Source organism: Candidatus Pantoea floridensis (assembly GCF_900215435.1).
Lineage (GTDB): Bacteria > Pseudomonadota > Gammaproteobacteria > Enterobacterales > Enterobacteriaceae > Pantoea > Pantoea floridensis.
This window is the reverse complement of the sequence record NZ_OCMY01000001.1, coordinates 221,929-240,155: the sequence shown is the minus strand read 5'-3', so window position 1 is coordinate 240,155 and position 18,227 is coordinate 221,929. Positions and strand designations below refer to the sequence as shown.

Here is an 18,227-nt window from a genome sequence, read left to right as displayed (position 1 = left end):
ACGCAGCCGCTATTATCGGGCAGATTAGCCCGAAAAATACCCGAAGCGCGGCGATCAACGCCGCAGATTAAGGAGCTTTTATGCGCATACCGCGCCGCCGCCTACGACTCGCCCGCGACAAAAAAAACCGCCGCAAAGTGCATCAGCGCTTTCGTCAGCGCATCTTCGAGCGCGATCGCAAAGCTGAACTCGCCGCGCATCCGCAACCGCGCGTGGTGGTGCTTACCGGCGCAGGTATTTCCGCTGAGTCCGGCATTCGTACCTTCCGTGCGGCTGATGGCCTGTGGGAAGAGCATCGCGTCGAGGATGTTGCCACGCCGGAGGGTTTTCAGCGCGACCCGGCGCTGGTGCAGGCATTCTATAATGCGCGCCGCCGCCAGCTGCAGCAGTCGGAAATTCAGCCGAATGCCGCACACAAAGCCCTGGCGGAGCTGGAACAGGTGCTGGGCGATAACTTCCTGCTGGTGACGCAGAATATCGACAATCTGCACGAGCGTGCGGGCAGCCAGCGCGTGCTGCATATGCATGGCGAACTGCTGAAAGTGCGCTGCGTGCACAGTGGACAGGTGCTCGACTGGACGGGAGATCTCACCCCGGACGATCGCTGCACCTGCTGCCAGTTCCCGGCGATGCTGCGTCCGCATGTGGTGTGGTTCGGTGAAATGCCGCTGGGGATGGAAGAGATTTATCAGGCGATTGAACGGGCAAACCTGTTTATCGCGATTGGCACCTCAGGCCACGTTTATCCCGCCGCCGGTTTTGTCCATGAGGCGAAGCTGCAGGGCGCGCACACCGTGGAGCTAAATCTGGAACCCAGTCAGGTCGGCAACGAGTTTGCTGAGAGTAAATATGGATTAGCGAGCGAAGTGGTACCGGAGTTTGTGCACACGTTTTTGCGTGGGTTGTATAAGTAATTTAGGTGCAATTTCCCCTCATCCCAACCTTCTCCCAGAGGGAGAAGGGGCTAAACGGAACCCTCTCCCGCTTGCGGGAGAGGGCAGGGTGAGGGGAATCACGCAGAGAATTAACGGCCCGCCTTCAGCTTCTGGAACAGCGTCTCATACTGCACGCTGGCATCACCCACATCGTTCTGCCACTCGCCGTTCTTGATCACCGCCTCAGAAGGATAGAGCGAAGGATCGTTCGCCACTTCCTGCGGCAGTAGCTTCTTCGCCGCCAGGTTTGGCGTTGGATAACCAATGGTTTCAGCCACCTGCGCTGCCACTTCCGGACGCAGCAGGAAGTTAATCAGTTTCAGCGCACCTGCGCGGTTTTTCGCATTGGCCGGAATCGCCAGATTATCCATCCAGAAAATGCCCCCTTCCTGCGGCCAGATAATCTGTAGCGGCGTGCCGGCCTGGCGCGCAACGTAGGCTGATCCGTTCCAGATCATGCCCACATTCACTTCGCCTTCCATAAACGGATTGCCCGGATTATCGGAGTTGAAGGCCAGCACGTTCGGCATCAGCTTTTTCAACTCTTCATAGGCGGCTTCGATCTGTTGAGGATCGCGTGTATTACCGGAGTAGCCCAACTTGCGTAGTGCCATCTGGAACACTTCACGTGCATCGTCGGTCAGCAGCAGGCTCTGCTTGTACTCCGGCTTCCACAAATCGGCCCAGCGCGTAATGCTTTTGGCATCGATCTCATCAGTATTCACACCAATTGCCGTCGCGCCCCAGATATAGGGGATTGAGTAATCATTGTTGGGATCGAACGGTTTGTTGAGCAGGTTAGGATCGAGATTCTTAAAGTTGCTGAGCTGAGATTTATCAATCTTCTGCAGCATCCCCTCATTACGCATTTTGGCGACGAAGTACGTCGAAGGCACCACCAAATCATAGGCGCCATCTTTCCAGGTTTTCAGCTTGGCGTACATGCTCTCATTGGATTCGTAGGTGGAGTAAATCACCTTGATGCCGGTCTCTTTAGTGAACTGCTCCAGCAGTCCCGGCGGAACGTATTCCGTCCAGTTATAGAAGTAGAGCGTTTTACTGTCATCTGCCTGCGCGCCCTGCATGCCCAGTGCCAGCGCCCCAGCCGCTAGCCAGTGAGACCACTTTTTCATGGATAATCCTCTATTTAGTTTTATCACGGAGCAACAGCTGACTGAGCGCCACCAACAGTAGCGACAGCAGCAGCAAAATTGTCGCCAGCGCGTTCACTTCCGGTGACACGCCAACTTTGACCATCGAATAGATTTTTAGCGGTAAGATTTCAAAACTCGGGCCGGTGACGAACGAGGAGACCACTACATCGTCCATCGACAGCGTAAAGCTGAGGAGCCAACCCGCCGCGACCGCAGGCAGCGCCAGCGGCAGCAAAATTTTGCGCAAGATAGTGACTTCGCTGGCGCCGAGATCTTTTGCCGCCTCCAGCATACGCACATCAAAACCTTTCAGGCGCGAATAGACGGTGATCACCACAAACGGTAGACAAAAGGTGATGTGTGAGAACAGCAGCGACCAGAAACCAAGCGAAATGCCCAACAGCATAAACAGCACCAGCAGGGAAATCGCCATCACGATATCGGGCGACATCATCACCACAAACAGCATGCCGCTGACGAACGGTTTACCGCGGAAGCGATAACGATAGAGTGCAACAGCGGTTAGCGAGCCAATGATGGTTGCGCAGCTGGCCGACAGCACGCCCATCAGTAAGGAGTGCTGTGCGGCCTGAATCAGGCTGTCGTTATTCATCAACAGGCGATACCACTGAGTGCTGAAGCCCTGCCAGTTGATGCCAAACCGCGAGCTGTTAAAGGAGTTGACGATCAGAATAATGATCGGGATGTAAAACCAGGCGTAAATCATGGCCATGAAGCCGCCGCGAAGCCAGCGCGCCATCATTGCAGATCCACCTTGCTGTTTAGCATACGTGCCGCGCGCCAGTAGGCCAGCAGCATTAAACCCATTAACAGCGTCATCACGATGCTGGTGGCCGCGCCAAACGGCCAATCGCGGATGTTGAGGAACTGGCTTTTTATGACGTTACCAATCAACAGGTTTTTCGCGCCGCCCATTAAATCGGAGACGAAGAACAGCCCCATCGCCGGGATAAACACCAGCAGGCAACCGGCGACAATCCCCGGCATGGTGAGTGGCAAAATAATGCGCAGGAACGTTTTCAGCTTGTTGGCACCGAGGTCACGTGCGGCTTCGAGGCAGGATTTGTCCAGCTTCTCGAGGCTGGAATAGAGCGGCAGCACCATAAACGGCAGCAGGATGTAAATCAGCCCGAGGATGACCGCTTCTGAGGTGTACATAATGCGGAAGGGTTTATCGATCACGCCGATCCACAGTAAAAACGCATTCAGCCAGCCGCGTGTGCTGAGAAAAATTTTCAGGCCGTAAATGCGGATCAGCGAGTTGGTCCAGAACGGGACAATCAGCAGGAACAGCATTAGCGCACGCATTCGTGCCGGCAATTTGGTCAGGCACCAGGCGAACGGATAACCGAGCAGCAGGCAGCACAGCGTGGCGATAAATGCCATGTTCAGCGAGTGCAATAACACATCGGCGTAGAGTGGATCGAGCAGGCGCGTGTAGTTATTGAGGGTAAAGGCCATGCTGACAAAATGCGCATCGTCGCGCGTCAGGAAGCTGGTGACGAAAATCATCAGGTTGGGCAGCAGCACAAATAGCGTCAGCCAGCTGACGATCAGGGCGACAATCACTTTTTGTAGACGATTACGCATCCGTTTCATACGGCAGCACCACCTCCCAGTTCGGCACCCAGCTGACGGCCATTTTCTGGTTCAGCGAATGGTCAAAATCGGGATCGTCTTCGTTGAAAAATTCGCTCACCGTAAGCAGCTTACCGTTCTCCAGCTCAACGGTGGATTCCAGCGTCATGCCTTTATAGTTGCGTTCACGCACGTAACCAATCAGATTGTCGCTGCGGCTGTCGTGATCGATCTCCTTCACGCGCAGATCTTCCGGGCGCAGCAGGACATGCAGCCGATCGCCGAGCTTCACCGCAAAATCACAGTGGAGGTCACATTCCCGGCCTTCAACCCGCGCGCGGATGCTGGGGGCATTATCGCTGTTGAGCACCTCGGCATCGAACACGTTAATCTCGCCGATAAAGCGCGCGACAAACAGGTTCGCCGGTTCTTCATAGATTTCGCGCGGCGTGCCGTCCTGTTCAATGCGGCCATCGCGCATCACCACGATACGATCTGACATGGTCAGCGCTTCTTCCTGATCGTGGGTAACGAAAACAAACGTGATGCCGAGCTTGCGCTGCAGCGCTTTCAGCTCATTTTGCATCTGACGACGCAACTTATAATCCAGCGCTGAGAGCGACTCGTCCAGCAGCAGCACTTTCGGGCGGTTGACCACCGCGCGCGCAATCGCCACGCGCTGCTGCTGCCCGCCTGAGAGCTGATGCGGACGGCGATCGGCAAAGCTCTCCAGCTGCACCATCGCCAGCGCATCGTTGACGCGTGTGGTGATCTCGGCCGCCGGGGTTTTCTGCATGCGCAGGCCAAAAGCCACGTTTTCAAACACCGACATGTGTGGAAACAGCGCATAGCTCTGAAACACGGTGTTGATATGGCGATGTTCAGCCGGCAAATCGGTGATGTCGTTATCATCAAGGATGATGCGACCGTGGTCGGCCTCTTCCAGCCCGGCTATCAGGCGCAAGATGGTGGTTTTTCCGCAGCCGGAGGGGCCGAGCAGCGTGATAAATTCGCCGTGACGGATGGTCAGGTTGAAGTCAGAGATGATGGTTTTGCCATCGAAAGCTTTACTGATGCCAGAAAGCGTAACCAGCGCGAGATCGCGTGTTTGCGTCATTTTAGTCACTCAGTCTGATGGTGAATCAGGTTACAGCATAGCCGCTGAAGACGACATGCCGTGATGAAGGGCGCGATAATACCGCAAAAATGCGTCAGCGCCATGTTTTGCCACGGATTTACCTTGAAAACGCTGAAAAATGCCGGAGTATGCGTATCGGATATGTCGAACAGGCGACAGTGTGCAAATTTTCAGCGCAAAAGACGTTGAGAGAGCTAACCTGAAGGATAATGATTTGACGCAACATGGTGGTGTTAAGCCGCCATGATAATGATGCAGGTTCTTTAGAGGGATGACAAATGGATCAATTACTTGAGCGTTTTCTCAGTTATGTGGCAGTAGAAACTCAGTCAAAACCTCAGGCGCGTCAGGTGCCCAGCAGTGAAGGGCAGTGGATCCTGGCACGTCAATTACAGGAAGAGCTGATTGCACTTGGATTTGTTGATGTTTCATTGAGTGACCACTGCTGCGTCATGGGCACGCTGCCGGCCAACGTCGACTGGGCTACCCCGGTGATCGGCTTTATTTCGCATATGGATACCTCACCGGATTTCACAGCCAAAAACGTTAATCCACAGATTATTGAAAACTATCGCGGTGGCGACATTGCTTTAGGCATCGGCGATGAAGTTCTGTCGCCGGTGATGTTCCCAATCCTGCATAAACTGGTGGGTCATACGCTGATCACCACCGACGGTAAAACCCTGCTTGGGGCGGATGACAAAGCCGGCATCGCCGAGATCATGACGGCGATGGCGCGCCTGGCGAACAGTGATATTCCGCACGGCGCGATCCGTGTGGCGTTTACTCCTGATGAAGAGATCGGCCGCGGTGCTTCGCACTTCGATGTTGAAGGTTTTGCCGCCGATTGGGCCTATACCGTTGACGGTAGCGATCTCGGAGAATTCGAGTTCGAGAACTTCAACGCGGCGACCGCGATGGTGAAAATCACCGGTAATAATGTGCATCCGGGCAGCGCTAAAAATGTGATGGTCAATGCGCTGGATCTGGCGATGCGTTTCCACGCGGAGCTACCGCCAAAGGAGAAGCCGCAATATACCGATGGCTACGAAGGCTTTTTCCATTTGCATACCATTAAAGGCACGGTTGAGCATGCCGAGCTAATGTATCTGATTCGTGATTTCGATGCGGATAGCTATGACAAACGCAAGCAGCTGCTGGAAGAGATCGGACAGCGCGTCAGCAAAGGGTTGCAAAGCGAGTGTTCGGTCAAAGTGGAAATTACCGACAGCTATCGCAATATGCGCGAGAAGGTTGAACCGCATCCGCATATCATTGAGTTAGCGCTCCAGGCAATGCGCGATTGCGGCATTGAACCGAACGTCAAACCGATTCGCGGCGGCACTGACGGCTCTGCACTGTCGTGGAAAGGTCTGCCATGCCCGAACCTGTTCACCGGCGGCTATAACTATCACGGCAAGCACGAGTTCGCTTCGCTTAATGTCATGGCGCAGTCGGTAGAAGTGATTGTGCGTTTGGCTGAGCTGGCGGGGCAGAAGAAAGGGTAGCAACAGGATGCGCATAAATGCGCATCCTACAACCTTGTCTGGCTGCCATAAATGGCGTAATGCTAACCAGTTAAGTTAAGCGTGAATCGGTCACCATAAATGGTGACCCTACGTGGATATGGCTGGGTTTTCGTAGGGTGCGCATTCATGCGCACCAACATAAAAAGGCCTTTTTTTGCACACCCTTCATGGCGACCCAATAACGGCCTTACTCGCCGAAGAACCAATATCCGCTATTCACCAGCGCAGCCAGCTGCGCCAGCATTGAGGGATCGTCCAGCGCATCGCCAAAATCTTCCAGCGTCAGCACATGATGATGTGCCAGTGCCGCCAGCACTTGCGGATGGGTGCAGCTGATCGATTCGCCGTTCACGAACACGGTATCGCCCAAGGTTAATACGCGCAGGCCACCAAGACGCGTCAGCGCGTCGCCCTGTTGCAACGCATCATAGATTTCATCCGGCTGATAAGGCGGTTCCGGCGGTGCGATATCCAGCTCGTGACGCGATTGGGAAATAAACTCGCCAAACCACTGGTTAAACTGCTCCGGCTGATTAATGACATCCATCATCACTTTGCGGATGCCTTCCAGCTCTGACGGCAAGATTTGCGATGGGCAATCACGCGACGGCACATCCGGATCGCTATAGCGATAGCTACCCAACTCGTTGGCCAGCATATGATCGGCAAAGCCGCTGATCAGCTCGCGACCATTTGGCGCGCGGAAGCCCACCGAATAGTTGATAGCATTTTCCAGCGAGTAGCCTTCATGTGGGAATCCAGGCGGAATATAGAGAATATCGCCGGGCTCCATCTCTTCATCAATGATGGCGTCAAACGGTTCAACCTGCAGCAGATCCGGGTGCGGACAGTGCTGTTTCAGCGGCACTTTCTCGCCTACGCGCCAGCGACGACGACCGGTACCCTGAATAATAAACACGTCATACTGGTCGAAATGCGGGCCAACGCCGCCGCCGGGCACGGCAAAGGAGATCATCAGATCGTCAACGCGCCAGTCAGGCAAAAAACGGAACGGGCGCATCAGCGCGGCAGAAGGTTCATGCCAGTGGTTTACCGCCTGTACCAGCAGTGACCAATTGCTCTCACCAAGATGATCGTAGCTTTCAAACGGGCCATGACTGACTTGCCATTTGCCATTGTTATGGCTAACAAGGCGGCTATCCACCTCATTTTCCATCGCCAAACCGGCCAGCTCATCAGGAGAAATAGGATCTACGAAGTTTTTGAAACCCCGCTTGAGCACTACCGGGCGTTTCTGCCAGTAGCGCTGAATAAAATCGGGCCAGTTGATGTCGAGCTGATAGTCCATACGAGGATTCCGTTTGCGGCAAAGAATGAAGGCAAGTATAACAGCCTGCGTCCCTTTCTACTCGCGGTGATGCTCACCTTCCTGCCGTTGAAAAATCACTTCCATGCGTGCGCCGCCGAGCGGGCTGGTGGTGGCAATCACCTGACCTGCATACTGTTCGAGGATATCGCGTACCACGGCTAAACCTAACCCCTGGCCGGGACGCAGGGTATCGGCGCGCTGACCGCGCACGAAAATCAGATCGCGTTTGCTTTCCGGAATGCCAGGGCCATCATCGTCGATAAACAGATGCAGCGCTTTATCGGTTTGGCGGGCGGTGACTTCAATAAATTCCAGGCAATATTTGCAGGCGTTATCCAGCACGTTGCCCAGTACTTCCATAAAATCGTTTTGATCGCCGATAAAGGTCAGCTCAGGTGAAATGTCCAGGGTGATCTCCACGCCTTTGCGCTGATACACCTTATTCAACGCCGAGCACAGGCTATCGAGCAATGCCGATACCGAATGCACATCGCGCTGCAACGGATTATGGTCGGCCTGCATGCTGGCACGATGCAGGTAATAACCAATTTGCTGCGAGATACGGCTGATCTGTTCCAGCATCACCGGCTCGGCTTGTTCCACCGTCAGCTCTTTGCCGCTGCGTAACGAACGCAGCGTACTTTGCAGCACCGCTAACGGGGTTTTCAGGCTGTGCGTCACATCCGAAAGCGTGGTGCGATAGCGCGTATAGCGCTGGCGTTCATTAGTCAGCAACAGGTTGAGATTTCGCACCAGGCTCCGCAATTCCAGCGGCGGATTATCATCAAGATTTTCGCGGTGGCCCGTTTCCAGCTCGCGCACCTGCGAGGTGAGATCGCCAATCGGCCGCAAACTCCAGTGCGCCGCCAGCCACAGCAGGGGAATGACCAACAGCAGATTGGCGGCCAGCACATAGCTAAACCACGACCACACCACATCGGAATGCTGCAGCTCCTGCGGGATTGAATCGACAACCACGATCGTCAGCGCGGGTAAATTGGTGGTGGCATCGTAGCGATTCACCGCCACCGAGTGCGTAAAGGTGTCGTTGCTGTCACTGTCCAGCGCGTGCAGTCGCTCTTTTGCTAGTGGGTTATTGCCCATCGCCGCCATGCTGGTGCTGTTGTTGGTGTCGATTTCGTAAAAGTCAGGCTTAAGCAGCCACTCGCGGCGAATCTTTTTACGAATATCAGGCACATCGCGCTGTTGCCACAGCAACTTGCCATGCTCATCGTAAATAAACACCAGCGTAGGGAAGTTGAGCGTCATACGCTCAGGCTGGCCGATGGTGAGTTTATTGTCTTGCCACTGTGCCAGCGTGAAGAACAGATTGCTCTCGCCACGCATCACGCGATAGGTGTTTTTATCGAAGCTGACAACATAGCCCACCACCGCCACCATGCCGTAAGAGAGCGATAAAAACAGGACAATCGCGGCGGTTGCCAGCAGAAAGCGGGCACGCAGCGAGAAGGGGCGAAAGCGCTGGAACCACGTCATAAATTAGAGATCAAAGCGATAACCCTGGCCGCGCACGGTGTTAATCACTTCGGTCGGATAGAGGGAAAGAATTTTTTTACGCAGACGTCCCATCAATACATCAATGGTATGGCTTTCGCGCAGTTCGGCATCCGGATAAAGCTGCAGCATTAGGGAATCTTTACTTACCACTTTACCGGCATTGCGAATCAAGGTTTCAACGATGGTGTATTCAAACGCGGTCAGTTTGACCGGCTCATCCTGCACAGTCAGCTCGCGGCGTGATAAATCCACCTGGAATGGCGGCATGGAGATGATTTGTGAAGCATGTCCGCTGTTGCGACGCATCAGCGCCTGCAAGCGAGCAGCCACTTCTTCAATATGGAACGGCTTGGTGACATAGTCATCGGCACCGGCTTCCAGCGCTTCGACTTTCGCCTGCCAGCCTTCACGGGCGGTTAATACCAGAATAGGTTGGCGGACGGCATCGCTTCGCCAGCGACGAATCAACGACATGCCATCTTCGTCGGGTAAACCCAGATCGACCAGGGCGATATCAGGGATATGCTCTTGCAGGAAATAGTCAGCTTCTTTGGCATCTTCTGCGGCATCGACCTGATGGCCCATTTCACGCAGTTGCACGGCGAGATGATGGCGCAGCAGTGCGTTATCTTCCACAACCAGAACACGCATAGTATTTCCTTAGCTTCCGACTCAATAATGATGGAGAAAAGTATATGCGAAGCCAGCTAAACAAGAGATCAACGTTTGTTAATAGAGGCGTGCCCAACATTGAACACGCCTGTTGTTGAGATTTACTGCAAATCATCAACCATCTGAATCGCACGGCCAAGGTAGTTGGCTGGCGTCATCTGCTTCAGACGCACTTTCTCCTCTTCCGGCAGCGCCAGGCTATCAATGAAGGCCTGCATACCGGCGGCATCAACACGTTTACCGCGCGTCAGCTCTTTCAGCTTCTCGTACGGTTTTTCGATGCCGTAACGACGCATCACGGTTTGAATCGGCTCAGCCAGCACTTCCCAGTTGTGATCCAGCTCATCCAATAGACGATCGCGGTTCACTTCCAGCTTAGAGATGCCTTTCAGCGTGGCTTGATAGGCGATCAGTGCATAACCGATGCCAACGCCCAGGTTACGCAGCACGGTAGAATCGGTGAGGTCACGCTGCCAGCGGGAAACCGGCAGTTTGCTGGCCAGATGCTGCATCATCGCGTTGGCCAATCCGAGGTTGCCCTCGGAATTTTCGAAGTCAATCGGGTTCACTTTGTGCGGCATGGTTGATGAACCGATTTCACCAGCGATAGTTTTCTGCTTGAAGTGGTTCAGCGCAACGTAGCCCCAGATATCACGATCAAAGTCGATGAGAATGGTGTTGAAACGCGCGATGCAATCGAACAGTTCTGCAATATAGTCGTGCGGTTCAATCTGCGTGGTGTACGGGTTCCACGTGATGCCCAGCGAAGTGACAAACTGCTCGCTAAGCTGATGCCAATCAACTTCCGGATAGGCAGAGAGGTGAGCATTGTAGTTGCCGACGGCACCGTTGATTTTGCCCAGCACTTCAATTTTGCTCAGCTGACGCAGCTGGCGTTCCAGACGGTACGCCACGTTTGCCATCTCTTTACCCATGGTCGACGGTGTAGCCGGCTGGCCGTGGGTACGCGACAGCAGCGGAATGTCGCGATATTCGTGCGCCAGGCCTTTTACGGCATCGATGAGTTTATTCCAGAACGGCACAATCACATCGCGACGTGCCGTTTCCAGCATTAGCGCATGCGAGAGGTTATTAATATCTTCAGAAGTACAGGCGAAGTGGATGAATTCAGACACCGCATGCAGCGCGGGCACATCGGCCACTTTCTCTTTCAGGAAATACTCCACGGCTTTTACGTCGTGGTTGGTGGTGCGCTCGATGGTTTTGATGCGTGCGGCGTCTTCTTCGCTGAAATTGGCGACAATAGCATCAAGGAAAGCGTTTGCGTCGGCATCAAATGCAGGAACTTCCTTGATCTCTACAGTCGTGGCCAGTTTTTGTAACCAGCGAACCTCAACCTCAACGCGGAATTTCAGCAATCCAAACTCGCTGAAAATGGCGCGCAGTGGGCTGACTTTATCGCCGTAACGACCATCGACAGGTGAAACGGCGGTCAGAGAGGATAATTCCATCAGTGCAACTCCTGAATCGTTTAACAATGATGCCGGGGCAGCGCTTAATACGCCGGGCCCAGGCGGGATAAAATGGTTTTCGCTTCACCCAGCAATCGCTGGCGCGAGAACATCAGCTGCAGGCGGCCACCGCCAACCTGCTGCCACAATACTGCAGAGCGAATACCGGCCAGCAATGCGGCGCGCACTTTACTCTGCACTTGAGAATTCTGTAATACCTGCGGCGATCCGGTTACCTGAATGCGCGGCCCCAATGGGCTAATCACATCCACGTAAATCCCAGCCATGGCGCTGGTGATGGTATCGGACTCCAGCTCATAATGCGCCAGCTGACGATCAAGCTGGCCGATACGCTGTGCCAGCGTATTCAACGCGCTTTTGTTGCCGTGAAGCTTGCGCTCCAGCACCATCATGCTCAGGGTGTAGCGCGTCAGTTCCGCACCCGCGCCCTGGCGGCTGCTGCTGTTCAGCACCGCCATCAGGGTTTCTAACCCCAATTTCAAATTGGCTTCGTCATTGCCATATACCGCCAGCGTCGAACCGGGGTTGAGATCGAGCAGACTGCGCAGCGACACGTTCAATGCATGGGTGTTGCATTGCCCCTGATGCGCAAGCTGTTGCACTACATGTGCGGCCTGGCAAACGCCGGCCAACGCCAGCGTAATCTCATAATAGTTCTTAGCCACGCTTAACTCCTGTCATCGCGTCGGACAGCCCCGACCTTAGGCTTCTGCCAAAGGCAGGCGTTGTTCGATAATACCTCCACCAAGGCACACTTCGCCGAGATAGAACACGGCAGATTGGCCAGGCGTGACGGCCGCAACCGGCTCGTCAAATCGGACTTCAATACGGTCGTCGCCGTGCGGAATGATTTCGCAGGGAATATCGGTTTGACGATAGCGGGTTTTTACCGTGCAGCGTAGCGGGGCCGCGATAGGCTGACGATTGACCCAATGCAGCTGCTGGGCAATCAAGCCGACCGACATCAGGCGCGGATGGTCGCCACCTTGCGCCACGATCAGGCGATTGCGCGCCACATCTTTGTCGACCACATACCAGGGATCGTCGTTGCTCTCTTTACGACCACCGATACCCAAGCCTTTACGCTGGCCGAGCGTGTGATACATCAGGCCCTGATGTTCACCAACGATTTCGCCGTCAACGGTTTCAATCTCACCCGGCTGGGCTGGCAGATAGCGGCCAAGGAAATCGCGGAATTTGCGCTCGCCGATAAAGCAGATGCCGGTGGAGTCTTTTTTCTTCGCCGTGATGAGATCGAGCTGCTCAGCGATGCGGCGTACTTCCGGTTTCTCCAGTTCGCCAACCGGAAACAGACTTTGTGCGATCTGCTGGTGGCTCAGGGTATAGAGGAAGTAGCTCTGATCTTTATTGCCGTCGAGGCCGCGCAGCAGGTGACTCTGACCGTCAACATCCTGACGGCGCACATAGTGGCCAGTGGCGATGAAGTCTGCGCCGAGATCGTCTGCCGCGAATTCGAGAAAAGCTTTGAACTTGATCTCTTTGTTGCACAGGATATCAGGATTCGGCGTGCGTCCCGCTTTGTACTCTTCCAGGAAGTGTTCGAACACGTTGTCCCAGTACTCGGCGGCGAAGTTAATTTTGTGCAGTTTGATGCCGAGTTTGTCACACACGGCTTGTGCGTCAGCCAGATCATCGGCGGCGGTGCAATACTCCTCGCCGTCGTCTTCCTCCCAGTTCTTCATGAACAGGCCTTCCACCTGATAGCCCTGCTGTTGCAGTAACCAGGCGGAAACGGAAGAATCGACGCCGCCGGACATCCCGACGATCACTTTTTTCTGGCTGTTGTCAGACATGACGCACTCTTAAATTACGATAAAAACAGGCGGCGCATTCTATCATGCAGAAGCGGGGCGCGCACCCTCATGAAACGGCCACTGGAACGGCGCGACCAGTTGCAGCGGATAACGCGCGCCTTGTTGCCACAGTCGTACGCTCTCTGCCACCAACGGCGACCGCAGGCGATTGGCCGTCAGAATCTGCTCTGGCGGCAGCCACCAGCAGCAATCGATGTCGCGATCGTGCGGTGAGGTTTCCACTTTTTCCGCCAGATCGAGGCCAAACAGGAAACGCACAAAAGGTGTATCGTCCGGCGCAATCCACTGCTGCACGCCGAGAAAATAGTCGGGTTGGGCATCAATGCCCGTCTCTTCAAACAGTTCGCGCTGCGCTGCTTCGAGCAGGGTTTCATCGGCTTCAAGATGACCCGCTGGCTGGTTCCAGGTAATACGGCCGTGTACGCGCTCTTCTACCACCAGTAAATGTCCCTGGGCCTGCACAATACAAGCGACCGTTACATGAGGTTTAAACATCCTTCCTCCAAAATTGTTAACTAAAAGTTATTAAACGGCGGCGCTGATATCGCGCCATTCGCCCGGTGATAAATCGCCTAACTGGTGCTCACCCATCGCAAAGCGAATCAGGCGTAACGTAGGGAAACCAATGTGCGCGGTCATACGGCGTACCTGCCGATTGCGCCCTTCAAATAACGTGATTTTCAGCCAGCTGGTGGGGATGGCTTTGCGCTCACGAATCGGCGGCTGGCGTGGCCACAGCCACGCTGGCTCGGTCACTAATTCAATTCCCGCCGGTAAGGTTGGACCATCATTCAGCGTCACGCCGTGACGTAACAGGGATAAATCTGATTCCTGCGGCGCACCTTCAACCTGCACAAAATAGATCTTCCCGGTGCGCTTGCCGGGCTGCGTCAGCTGGGCCTGCAGCGCGCCATCGTTGGTTAAAATCATCAACCCTTCACTGTCGCGATCGAGGCGGCCCGCGGCATAAACGTCACTTACCGGCACAAAATCTTTCAGCGTGCGGCGTCCAGCCTCATCGCTAAATTGCGGTAAAACATCGAAAGGTTTGTTAAAGAGTATGACGCGTCTTGGGCCTTTCGGGCGGGTATCTCGGCGCACAGGCTTACGCGTTGGGGCGTTAGCACGCTTATCCTGGTGAATTCGTTGAGAAGTTTTTCGCATGGGCTTTGCAGTCGGAAACATTCGGCGCATTATAGCGCGAAACTACGGTGATTGGCGTAGCGGAAATAATCAAGTAGTATTGACCCGCATCTTACAAATCATTAACAAAAAATCGCTCGAAGGAGAGGTTGATGGAAAGCAAAGTAGTTGTTCCGGCGGAAGGTCAAAAAATCACCCTGGATCAGGGAAAACTGAATGTTCCGAATAACCCGATTATTCCTTACATTGAAGGTGACGGTATCGGCGTTGATGTTTCCCCGGTAATGTTGAAAGTGGTTGATGCCGCTGTGAAGAAAGCCTACAACGGCGAGCGAAAAATTTCCTGGATGGAAATTTACACCGGCGAAAAATCAGTAGAACTCTACGGCCAGGACGTCTGGCTGCCGCAAGAAACCCTCGATTTAATCAAAGAGTACCGCGTTGCCATTAAAGGCCCGCTGACTACCCCAGTTGGTGGCGGTATTCGTTCCCTTAACGTTGCGCTGCGCCAGGAGCTGGATCTGTACGTGTGTCTGCGTCCGGTTCGCTACTACAAAGGCACACCAAGCCCGGTTAAGCGTCCAGAAGATACCGATATGGTGATCTTCCGTGAAAACTCAGAAGATATCTATGCAGGTATCGAGTGGAAAGCGGGCACGCCTGAAGCCGATAAAGTGATCAAGTTCCTGCGTGAAGAGATGGGCGTGAAGAAAATTCGCTTCCCAGAGCAGTGCGGTATCGGCGTTAAGCCTTGCTCGGAAGAGGGTACCAAACGTCTGGTGCGCGCAGCGGTAGAGTACACCATCACCAACGATCGTGATTCTCTGACGCTGGTTCACAAAGGCAACATCATGAAGTTCACCGAAGGTTCTTTCAAAGACTGGGGCTACCAGTTAGTGAAAGAAGAGTTCGGCGGCGAGCTGATCGATGGCGGCCCGTGGATGAAGTTTAAGAACCCAAACACCGGTAAAGAGATCATCGTTAAAGACGTGATCGCCGATGCCTTCCTGCAGCAGATCCTGCTGCGTCCGGCTGAATACGACGTTATCGCCTGTATGAACCTGAACGGCGACTACATCTCTGATGCCCTGGCGGCACAGGTTGGCGGTATCGGTATCGCACCGGGCGCAAACATCGGTGACGAATGCGCGCTGTTCGAAGCGACGCACGGTACAGCACCTAAGTATGCTGGTCAGGACAAAGTGAACCCAGGTTCAGTGATTCTGTCAGCAGAAATGATGCTGCGTCATCTGGAGTGGTTCGAAGCGGCTGACCTGATCGTGAAAGGTGTTGAAGGCGCTATCGCTAACAAAACCGTGACTTACGATTTCGAACGTCTGATGGACGGCGCTAAACTGCTGAAATGTTCAGAGTTTGGTGACGCAATCATCAATAACATGTAATTTGCCTGACGGCAGAAAACATAACGGGAGCCAGTGGCTCCCGTTTTTTATTCACGTGTTAGAATGAGTTTGCGAAATTATAAAATTTTTTCTGATAAATAATGGGTTTTGTTAATACTTACTTTTTCTTCTTTAATAAAAAATCACTCACGATAAATGCCACGACAAGATATACAGCTGATGAAATTAACGCATATTCTGGCCAGTAGCGGGCAGCAATAACGGCAAAAATAACGGCAGTTAGTATGGGCAGGCGAACGCCAAATAATTCCCATATGAAGTCCTGAAGCCAGGCTTTAAAGGTTTTTTTCATGATGCAACGTTTAGAATAATAGAGACCCTATCTCCTGCTTTTTGACCGGTAAAAACATCAAAAACTTCGTCAATATGAATTTCTATCAGCACGTTATTGATCATATTCCCCCACAGCTTTGCTGTTTATCCTGACAACAGGGAGCCAATGGCTCCCGTGATGTTTATATCATCCAGTCTGCTGCTCATCTGAATTTGTCGTCTGCGCACGCGCTTGCGACAGCCGCCAGAAATCGCTACCGCCTGGATGTTGGTACATTCGCAATGAAAACTGACCGATAATCGCATAGATATACTCGAAAATGGCCGATTGTGAATTCTCGTAGTCAACCCATAGCACCGATGAGGTAAAGCAGTACACCTCCACCGGCAGGCCTTCAGGTGAAGGTTTCATCGCTCGCACTACGATATACATATCTTTTTTAATATCGTCGCGCTGCGACAGCCACGCCGTCAGGTATTTGCGAAAAACAGTTAAATTGGTGATGCCGTTTTCCGCAAACCAGCGCTCATTGACCGCATTCGTATCGCGCCCATCCATCAGCGCGGAAAGCTGTTCACTGACGCCGCGAATCTGGCTCATCTGCTGCACCATGTCGTGATCGAGAAAACGGATCGACATCTGATCGAGATGGAAGCTGCGCATAATGCGGCGCGCACCCGATGAGAACATCGCTTGCCAATTGGTATAGGTTTCTGTGAGGAAGTTTTTAGTTGGGATGCGCGACAGCGTGTTGTCCCAGTTGCGGATCGTAATAGTATGCAGCGCAATATCGATCACTTCGCCGCTGATCCCGTTATCGGGCATTTCAATCCAGTCACCCAGCTGCAGCACGTCATTTGATGACACCTGAATATTTGCTACCAATGACATTAGCGTATGCTGGAACACCAACATTAATACCGCAGCCACCGCACCCAAACTGGAAATGATAATCACCGGTGATTTATTCGACATAATCGCCAAAATCATGATCGCCGAAATAATGTGCACCAGAATTTTACCGATCTGAATATAGCCTTTGATCGAGTGATTCTTACGTTTGGCTTTTTTCGAGTAGGAGTTATTAACAATCTCCAGCACTTCGGTAAAGAACAGCGATAAATAAACGAAGAACAGAATGCCGCAGATGGTCTTGATCGCGATTAACAGATGTTCGGGCAAATCCGGCATAAACTGCAGCAGATAATAGACCGTAATCACCGGAATGAAATTGGAGAGCTTTTCAGATAAGCGGACATCTTTATCGAGCGGCACTTCATTCTTGTGCGCGCTGAAGAACACCTTTCTGACCACTTTAACGATAAAGAATTTGCAGATTAGATGGGCGATCATGCCAGCGACCATCAGGATTAGCAGGCTAAAAGCGGCAGACAATACCGTATTGCCCTCAATAAAATTTTGGATATTACTTAAAAAAGTCATTTCAACCACATACCGGACAGTGTTGAGGAGAATTCAAACATAATTGGCGTCAAGGGCGATATGCGACGCGTGCGTAATACGCTACCTGACTGCGGGTTTACAATCCCTTTCCTGGAAGTTTGAAACAGCTAGCATTTAAACATTAACGGTAGTGTGCGTTATCTCATAAACCGCTATCTTCATCGCATTCGTGAGAGGAGGTGGTATGCAAGGTGTCATTAAGTTCGTCAAAGGTTGGCTGCTGTTTTCGCTGCTGTGGGGCATTTTTATGTGGTTTGTCTCCTGGCAAGCGCAGGGTAAAGAGATGGGCATGGTGATCGTGATGAGCTTATATGCGGGATTAATTTATCAGGCGTTAATGACCATGGTGGCGCGCTATAAAGCACGACGTGCACAGATCTGATGAGAAATGAAGCCTGATGAGTAACGGGGCCCTGGAGGCCCCGTTTTGACGGATTATTTCCGTCCGAGCAGGAAACCGACAATCACGCCAATGCTGGCTGCCACGGCCAGGCCGGTTGCTGGATTATCACGCACCGATTTCACCACGCAATCCGCTGCATCCTGAACCGCATAGCTGGCCTGAGAGGGATAACGGCGCGCTGCGCCTTTCGCTTGCTGACGGCGTGAACCGGTGACTTCGCCAAATTTTTCCTGAACGGCACCCGCCGCTTCGTTCAATTTTGCTTCCGCTTTATCGCTCATGTTAACTCCCTGATAGTGGTGGATGTCTTACTTAG

Annotated in this window: 19 protein-coding genes; 4 read left to right on the top strand and 15 right to left on the bottom strand. The window is 53.2% G+C overall.

Features of this window, described 5'->3' with window-relative positions; genetic code table 11:
- The first annotated feature begins 80 nt into the window (after positions 1-80).
- The gene (gene cobB / locus CRO19_RS01200; protein WP_097094226.1) at positions 81-914 is read left to right on the top strand and encodes a Sir2 family NAD+-dependent deacetylase; all 834 of its coding nucleotides are present in this window, start codon (positions 81-83) and stop codon (positions 912-914) included.
- A gap of 110 nt (positions 915-1,024) precedes the next feature.
- On the opposite strand, the gene potD is transcribed toward cobB, so the two are convergent.
- The 4 genes from potD to potA are packed head-to-tail and all read right to left on the bottom strand — an operon-like array spanning position 1,025 to position 4,805.
- On the bottom strand, positions 1,025-2,068 hold the full coding sequence (gene potD / locus CRO19_RS01195) for a spermidine/putrescine ABC transporter substrate-binding protein PotD (RefSeq protein WP_097094225.1): 1,044 nt from the start codon (positions 2,066-2,068) through the stop codon (positions 1,025-1,027).
- Between the two features lie 10 nt (positions 2,069-2,078).
- Positions 2,079-2,852: a spermidine/putrescine ABC transporter permease PotC gene (gene potC / locus CRO19_RS01190; RefSeq protein WP_097094224.1), complete on the bottom strand. Its 774-nt coding sequence runs from the start codon at positions 2,850-2,852 to the stop codon at positions 2,079-2,081.
- Positions 2,849-3,709: a spermidine/putrescine ABC transporter permease PotB gene (potB, locus tag CRO19_RS01185; protein ID WP_097094223.1), complete on the bottom strand. Its 861-nt coding sequence runs from the start codon at positions 3,707-3,709 to the stop codon at positions 2,849-2,851. Before potB ends, potC begins: the two co-directional genes overlap by 4 nt.
- Positions 3,693-4,805: a spermidine/putrescine ABC transporter ATP-binding protein PotA gene (gene potA / locus CRO19_RS01180; RefSeq protein ID WP_097094222.1), complete on the bottom strand. Its 1,113-nt coding sequence runs from the start codon at positions 4,803-4,805 to the stop codon at positions 3,693-3,695. Before potA ends, potB begins: the two co-directional genes overlap by 17 nt.
- Positions 4,806-5,104: 299 nt before the next feature.
- Here potA and pepT point away from each other — a divergent pair, with 299 nt between their 5' ends.
- Positions 5,105-6,334: a peptidase T gene (gene pepT, locus CRO19_RS01175; protein ID WP_097094221.1), complete on the top strand. Its 1,230-nt coding sequence runs from the start codon at positions 5,105-5,107 to the stop codon at positions 6,332-6,334.
- Positions 6,335-6,542: 208 nt separating this feature from the next.
- On the opposite strand, the gene CRO19_RS01170 is transcribed toward pepT, so the two are convergent.
- The 8 genes from CRO19_RS01170 to rluE form a co-directional block, all read right to left on the bottom strand.
- The gene (locus CRO19_RS01170) at positions 6,543-7,664 is read right to left on the bottom strand and encodes a ribosomal protein uL16 3-hydroxylase (protein WP_097094220.1); all 1,122 of its coding nucleotides are present in this window, start codon (positions 7,662-7,664) and stop codon (positions 6,543-6,545) included.
- A gap of 57 nt (positions 7,665-7,721) precedes the next feature.
- Positions 7,722-9,182, bottom strand: a complete 1,461-nt coding sequence (gene phoQ, locus CRO19_RS01165) for a two-component system sensor histidine kinase PhoQ (RefSeq protein ID WP_097094219.1) — start codon at positions 9,180-9,182, stop codon at positions 7,722-7,724.
- A gap of 3 nt (positions 9,183-9,185) precedes the next feature.
- On the bottom strand, positions 9,186-9,854 hold the full coding sequence (phoP, locus tag CRO19_RS01160) for a two-component system response regulator PhoP (protein ID WP_097094218.1): 669 nt from the start codon (positions 9,852-9,854) through the stop codon (positions 9,186-9,188).
- A gap of 122 nt (positions 9,855-9,976) precedes the next feature.
- Entirely contained in the window at positions 9,977-11,347 is a 1,371-nt protein-coding gene (purB, locus tag CRO19_RS01155) for an adenylosuccinate lyase (protein ID WP_097094217.1), read from the bottom strand.
- Positions 11,348-11,391: 44 nt separating this feature from the next.
- Complete coding sequence (gene hflD / locus CRO19_RS01150; RefSeq protein ID WP_097094216.1) at positions 11,392-12,033, bottom strand: high frequency lysogenization protein HflD; 642 nt, start codon at positions 12,031-12,033, stop codon at positions 11,392-11,394.
- 36 nt (positions 12,034-12,069) lie between these two features.
- On the bottom strand, positions 12,070-13,182 hold the full coding sequence (mnmA, locus tag CRO19_RS01145) for a tRNA 2-thiouridine(34) synthase MnmA (RefSeq protein ID WP_097094215.1): 1,113 nt from the start codon (positions 13,180-13,182) through the stop codon (positions 12,070-12,072).
- A gap of 42 nt (positions 13,183-13,224) precedes the next feature.
- Positions 13,225-13,698, bottom strand: coding sequence for an NUDIX domain-containing protein (locus tag CRO19_RS01140; protein WP_097094214.1), 474 nt, complete (start codon positions 13,696-13,698; stop codon positions 13,225-13,227).
- A 30-nt stretch (positions 13,699-13,728) separates the two neighbouring features.
- Positions 13,729-14,367: a 23S rRNA pseudouridine(2457) synthase RluE gene (gene rluE / locus CRO19_RS01135; RefSeq protein ID WP_370659778.1), complete on the bottom strand. Its 639-nt coding sequence runs from the start codon at positions 14,365-14,367 to the stop codon at positions 13,729-13,731.
- Between the two features lie 131 nt (positions 14,368-14,498).
- On the opposite strand from rluE, the gene icd reads away from it, so the two are divergent.
- Entirely contained in the window at positions 14,499-15,749 is a 1,251-nt protein-coding gene (gene icd / locus CRO19_RS01130) for an NADP-dependent isocitrate dehydrogenase (RefSeq protein WP_097094212.1), read from the top strand.
- A 118-nt stretch (positions 15,750-15,867) separates the two neighbouring features.
- Here the strand turns inward: icd and CRO19_RS01125 are convergent, their stop codons facing one another.
- Both CRO19_RS01125 and CRO19_RS01120 read right to left on the bottom strand, forming a co-directional pair.
- Complete coding sequence (locus CRO19_RS01125) at positions 15,868-16,062, bottom strand: hypothetical protein (protein ID WP_097094211.1); 195 nt, start codon at positions 16,060-16,062, stop codon at positions 15,868-15,870.
- 168 nt (positions 16,063-16,230) lie between these two features.
- The gene (locus CRO19_RS01120) at positions 16,231-17,487 is read right to left on the bottom strand and encodes a mechanosensitive ion channel family protein (protein ID WP_097094210.1); all 1,257 of its coding nucleotides are present in this window, start codon (positions 17,485-17,487) and stop codon (positions 16,231-16,233) included.
- Positions 17,488-17,692: 205 nt separating this feature from the next.
- On the opposite strand from CRO19_RS01120, the gene CRO19_RS01115 reads away from it, so the two are divergent.
- Entirely contained in the window at positions 17,693-17,890 is a 198-nt protein-coding gene (locus tag CRO19_RS01115; protein ID WP_097094209.1) for a DUF6404 family protein, read from the top strand.
- Positions 17,891-17,943: 53 nt separating this feature from the next.
- On the opposite strand, the gene CRO19_RS01110 is transcribed toward CRO19_RS01115, so the two are convergent.
- On the bottom strand, positions 17,944-18,192 hold the full coding sequence (locus tag CRO19_RS01110) for a CsbD family protein (protein WP_097094208.1): 249 nt from the start codon (positions 18,190-18,192) through the stop codon (positions 17,944-17,946).
- Between the last annotated feature and the right edge of the window lie 35 nt (positions 18,193-18,227).